Origin of the sequence: Ectobacillus funiculus (genome assembly GCF_004138295.1) — a bacterium.
Lineage (GTDB): Bacteria > Bacillota > Bacilli > Bacillales > Bacillaceae_G > Ectobacillus > Ectobacillus funiculus.
The window spans coordinates 1-5,302 of record NZ_SCFM01000109.1; the positions used below are offsets into that span (position 1 = coordinate 1).

Here is a 5,302-nt window from a genome sequence, read left to right on the forward strand (position 1 = left end):
TATGGTGTACCGGCGGTATTATATAGCCGTTTAATCACAGGTGTTCTTGCGGTTGTTATTGCTTATGTTGCAAGTTTTGGAATGTATCAACAATAAGCCTATATCTATTTTATAAGTATTGAGAATATCAGTAAAATTTGATATTGCATAATATTACAAAAAAATGGAGGAACTAACATGTATAAAAGTATTGTAAAAGAAATTGGGGCACTAGCTTTATCATTCGAAGAGGAAAAAATTGTGGTTTTATTTGGTCCTCAAGCGACGCAAGAGTTAAAAGAAATAGCGGTTATCCATGAGTTAGAAGGAAACGGTTCGGAAGAACCGATTAAAGAAGGCGGAACGCTCCAAATTGATGATCAACAATTTACAATTACAGCTGTAGGGTCTGCAGCAAATAATAATTTAAAGGAACTTGGTCATATTTCAATCTATTTCTCGGAGCCGGCTGAACAAGTTCTCCCAGGAGCTGTATTTGCTAGCCCGCACGTACTTCCAAAGTTTAAAGAAGGCAGTATAATTGAATTTAAGGGTTAGTGTAACAAGGCCCTCTAGAAGTGAGATATTAGAGAAAATGAAAGAGGGTGTATTAATGTGTCTTCTTTTGAGGATAGAAGAATACTCGTCAAAATTGCTCATATGTACTACGAAGAGGGGGCTACCCAATCGCAGATTGCGGATGAAATTGGAGTAAGTCGTTCCCTTATCTCTAAGTACCTTGCCAAAGCTAAAGATCTTGGTATTGTTGAAATTATTATTCATGATGACACCATTCATCCTTTTAGGCAGCTAGAAGGAAAGCTCGAACGATTGTATGGTTTACGTGAAGTGGTATGTATCCCGAATCTCGGGAATGAGTCATCCAAAAGCCGACTGGGAGCTGCAGCGACTAAATACCTATTAAGGGTAATTCGAGATGGACAAACCATCGGAGTTTCGGCTGGAACGACTCTACATGAGGTAGCCGAGGCTATGTCCACGAATCAGCAGTATCCATCTGTTACCTTTGTTCCACTAGTTGGAGGGATGGGAAATGAGAGGGTAGATATCCATGCAAACCATATTGTCGCAAAGCTAGCCGAGAGTATGCAAGCTCAATACAAGCTCCTTCATGCTCCGGTAATGGTGGATTCTAAAGAAGCGAAAGAAATATTTATGAGACAAACTTCCATTCAAGATGTTTTCAACTTAGCTACTCAATCCAATATAGCAATTGTAGGGATTGGGGGAACACCAGAGCACTCAACCATGGTACAGTCTTACTTAGGGAAGGAACATCAGGAGCATTTTGACCATACAGATATAGTTGGAGATATTTGTTACAATTTCATTGATAAGAATGGACGGACCGCCCATAGTTCGTGGAATGAAAAAGTTATTACGTTGGAATTAGAGAAACTAAAAGAAATTCCCCTTATCATTGGAGTGGCTTGTGGATTAGAAAAGGTACAAGCAATAAAAGCAGCATTGGAAGGTAGATTGGTTCATGTACTAGTTACAGATGAACAAACAGCCAAGGCTTTGTTGGACCAAGTCTAAAAGTAGTTCGGGACGAGATATTTATACAGTCGTCCCGTTATTTTTTTGCACTTTAAGAAAATATAAATTTCTAGCTGGAAGACAATTCGACGTAGTGAGAAATTGTAGGAACAAAGTATAAGTGCAACTACGCCTCTGTCGTCGCCCAAGGGCAGGGCTCGCCAATCGGCGAGTTTTCTTTACACTTTAAGAAAGTATAAATTTCTAGCTAGAAGACCATTCGACATAGTTGGAAATTTTAGGAACAAAGTATAAGTGCAACTACGCCTCTGTCTTCACCCAAGGGCAGGGCTCGCCAATCGGCGAGTTTTCTTTAAAAATAAAGAAGAATTCAAGTTGCAGATATTACAGCTTCTGGTGATATTGAATTTGGCATTATCGAATAGGGGGAAAGAAAGTGAAAGTAGCTATTGCATCTGACCATGGCGGTATAATTATTCGTAAAGAAATAATTTCCTTGATGGAAGACATGAATATCGATTATATAGATTTAGGCTGTGAATGCGACACATCTGTTGATTATCCAGATTATGCGATTCCAGTAGCTGAAAAAGTAGCAAATGGTGAAGTAGAACGTGGTATTCTGATTTGTGGTACAGGAATTGGAATGAGCATTGCAGCAAACAAAGTAAAGGGAGTTCGCTGTGCACTTGTGCATGATACGTTTAGCGCTAGAGCAACAAGAGAACATAACGATACTAATATATTAGCGATGGGAGAGCGCGTGATCGGTCCTGGTTTAGCTCGTGATATTGCAAAAGTATGGTTAACAACTCCTTTTGCAGGTGGTAGACATGCAACACGAGTTAACAAAGTCAAAGTATATGAAATGACTCATAAATAGAGTGGTATTATCCTTCCTGTGTATACAGCTGTATTGGATAATTATATTATCTGTTGTGAGTAGAAAGCTTTGCACTTTAATACGGCGAAGGAGCTTTCCTTTATGGCATTATCATAGCAGTTTCCTTTACGGGATATGCTTGTGGTAATGCTGTTTTTTTGTCATACATCTGAGATTCCTTAGAGGTATAGATACTTCCATGATCAGAGTGAAGAATGAAAACCGTGGCATCACGCTTACGTATCGCCTGTTTGAGCGTGTCAAAAGTGAGTCGGACAAAGGTGAATTCGCTTTTGACATAGCTGAGAAATTCAAGGCCGTAGGCATCTGTAATGGTGAAGAGGGGGAAGGCACAACCTCCAAATAGGGGATGCGTTGCAGTTGTAAACCAATTTTGATTCGATGAAGTTGCTTCAAATTCTCTTTAGGGAGAGTTAGGAGATACAACCGGATCCGCTCCTGCTTGCTATATATTTTTTCTTCCACTAGCCCTTAGATAATAGTCCATACGTTCTTATCATTCGTAATCCTACATGGAACTCCAATCGTCTGACAGGCGCTCAGACTGTTATCACAAAGTTTGATTTCCACTCCATTTGATCTCCGCTAGGTAATATACTCTTGTGATCAAAACAAACCTCCCTTGGTTCGTCTATTTAGTGTGCGAATCAAAGGAGGTTTTTTCATGCTCTATTATTAAGGCTCACTTTACTTTAGAGTACAGGGGACTCTGTGTCTACCTTCTAGAAGAGATCATATCACTCCTTAATGCATGTTTAACATATTTCTCTAGCTGTTTGGATTACCTCATAAACAGTCCTTTCCTTTCCATTCTGTGCTACGACATCATTAGCGTTATTATCCACTCCAATTAGTTGTTTTGTGTCTATATTTATTCCACTCTCTTTAGGGTTCCACCTGATCAAAGACTGTTTTTCAATATCCACTCGTTCTTTTCTAGATGTTATGGGTCATCATTACCGCTGAAATAGCAGGAGTAATCAAGCATATTGACCGTAATAATAATCCTTTTTATTCCCTCTCTGATCTTTTCCTTGTTCTTTATATTATTTCACAAATTTTATTGACAACCCTTTCATTTCGTTTTATTATAAGCACATGGCAGTAACAAATGATAAACACCATGTCATATGTTAAATAAATTCATCTTTTGTTACTTTCTATAAAAAAAGTTAACATTATCTTTTTAATGTTAATCAATTGAACAAAAGTTACGTTTCGGGTTATCTGGTATGAGAAGTGCTAGTGATAACTTGATAGAGGCAGGTTATGTAACTGGGTTCCAATTTATAAATGGTTTTATTTTCTACTTTTATATAAAAGTAATTAACATTAAAAATTTTCAGAATTTTTTAAGAGGAGGATTTAACAATGTCAATTTATCAACAGCTTTTAGAAAGAGAACGTGCGAACGAGCCAATTAAAGTGGGTGTTATCGGTGCCGGACAAATGGGATTTGGGATGATCGCTCAAATTTCTAGTATTCCAGGCATGGCAGTAACAGGAATTAGTGATATTAATGTTGAGGCTGCCCAAAGAGCTGCAGATTACTATAATTCAAAAGCAGCTAAGAAAGAGCAGATTATTGTAACAAATGATTTCCGTCAAGTAATTCAAGCTTCTAATGTGGAAGTAATTGTCGATGCTACAGGTGTTCCAGAAGTAGGAGCAAACATTTCCCTTGAAGCATTAAGATCTAAAAAGCACCTTGTTTTATTAAATGTTGAAGTGGACATCACAATTGGTTCTATTATGCATCAGTTGTTTGACAATGCTGGGTTGGTATACACAGGTTCAGCAGGTGATGAGCCAGCAGCAACACTTGAGTTATTTGAATTTGCAAAGACAATGGGCATGGAAGTACTCGTTGCCGGTAAAGGAAAGAACAATAAATTGCGTACCACAGCAAATCCTGATACTGCAAAAGAAGAGGCAATGAGGAACAAAATGTCTCCTAAGATGCTTGCTGCTTTCCAAGATGGTACAAAAACAATGGCTGAAATGAATCTATTGTCTAACGCGATTGGATTTGTTCCCGATGTAGTGGGAATGCACGGAATCGCCGGAGATCTTGATTCCGTTGTGAAAGATCTAGATCTTAAGGGAAATGGCGGGGTATTAAGTCAATTTGGAGTAGTTGAATATGTAGATGGTCTTGCTCCTGGGGTGTTTGTCATTGTAAAAGGCCAAAACGAAGGTGTAGCACATGAATTGAACTATTTGTTGAAAAAAGGTGAAAGAGATCACCATATCCTATATCGTCCATATCATTTGGCAAGTCTAGAAACACCAATTACCATTGCAAAAGCGGTTTTACAGCATGAATCATCCATTCACCCTTTAGGCGCACCTATTTCTGAAACTGTTACCGTTGCAAAACGTGACATTAAAGCTGGGGAAACGTTAGACGGTATCGGAGGTTATTCTGTACGCGGCGTTCTTGAAACGCATCAGGACATGAAGCGAAACGGCCATATCCCGATCGGTTTAATCAGTGGTAACGTTGTAGCTAAGAAAGACATCCGCCAAGGTCAGTTCCTAACAACCGATGATGTAGAGTTAGACACTAATACAACAGTTTGGAAACTAAGAGCGCTTCAGGATCGTTTATTCCCTGTACAAGATTTGCGCGAAATAACACTTTAATAGTAGCGTCATTTAAGGATTAATTTAATTTGTAGATGGTGTGTTGCAAAACTCATAGCTTTAAAAAGGTTTACAAGAGTTTTGCAGCACTGCCTTTATGCTAAGAGAGCAACTGGAGACAATACCGTTCTTTTTTAAGGAAATTGCCATTATTTTATGTGTTTTGTTGATTATTTAATAACATCTTTAGTGTAGCGGGAAGGAGTGTTGGGTTCGATGGAATGGATTCAATGGTTTGGAGAACACTTTATC

At 38.5% G+C, this 5,302-nt stretch carries 5 protein-coding genes and 1 pseudogene; 5 read left to right on the top strand and 1 reads right to left on the bottom strand.

Features of this window, described 5'->3' with window-relative positions; translation table 11 throughout:
• The 4 genes from EP737_RS24905 to rpiB form a co-directional block, all read left to right on the top strand.
• Positions 1-96 (top strand): hypothetical protein (locus EP737_RS24905; RefSeq protein WP_165350933.1); only part of this gene is annotated, 96 nt, incomplete at its 5' end.
• 81 nt (positions 97-177) lie between these two features.
• Entirely contained in the window at positions 178-537 is a 360-nt protein-coding gene (locus tag EP737_RS24910; RefSeq protein WP_129732081.1) for a PTS glucitol/sorbitol transporter subunit IIA, read from the top strand.
• 57 nt (positions 538-594) lie between these two features.
• Entirely contained in the window at positions 595-1,539 is a 945-nt protein-coding gene (locus EP737_RS24915) for a sugar-binding transcriptional regulator (protein ID WP_129732083.1), read from the top strand.
• 397 nt (positions 1,540-1,936) lie between these two features.
• Positions 1,937-2,383, top strand: a complete 447-nt coding sequence (gene rpiB / locus EP737_RS24920; RefSeq protein WP_129732085.1) for a ribose 5-phosphate isomerase B — start codon at positions 1,937-1,939, stop codon at positions 2,381-2,383.
• 100 nt (positions 2,384-2,483) lie between these two features.
• Here rpiB and EP737_RS27030 read toward each other — a convergent pair.
• Positions 2,484-2,780: pseudogene (locus EP737_RS27030) on the bottom strand (integrase catalytic domain-containing protein); the annotation flags it as partial.
• 995 nt (positions 2,781-3,775) lie between these two features.
• Here EP737_RS27030 and EP737_RS24925 point away from each other — a divergent pair.
• Positions 3,776-5,050, top strand: a complete 1,275-nt coding sequence (locus EP737_RS24925; RefSeq protein ID WP_129732087.1) for an NAD(P)H-dependent oxidoreductase — start codon at positions 3,776-3,778, stop codon at positions 5,048-5,050.
• Positions 5,051-5,302: the final 252 nt, after the last annotated feature.

Coding starts and splice junctions, on each gene's coding strand:
- EP737_RS24910 (WP_129732081.1), top strand. CDS start 178: ATGTATAAAAGTATTGTAAAAGAAATTGGGGCACTAGCTTTATCATTC.
- EP737_RS24925 (WP_129732087.1), top strand. CDS start 3,776: ATGTCAATTTATCAACAGCTTTTAGAAAGAGAACGTGCGAACGAGCCA.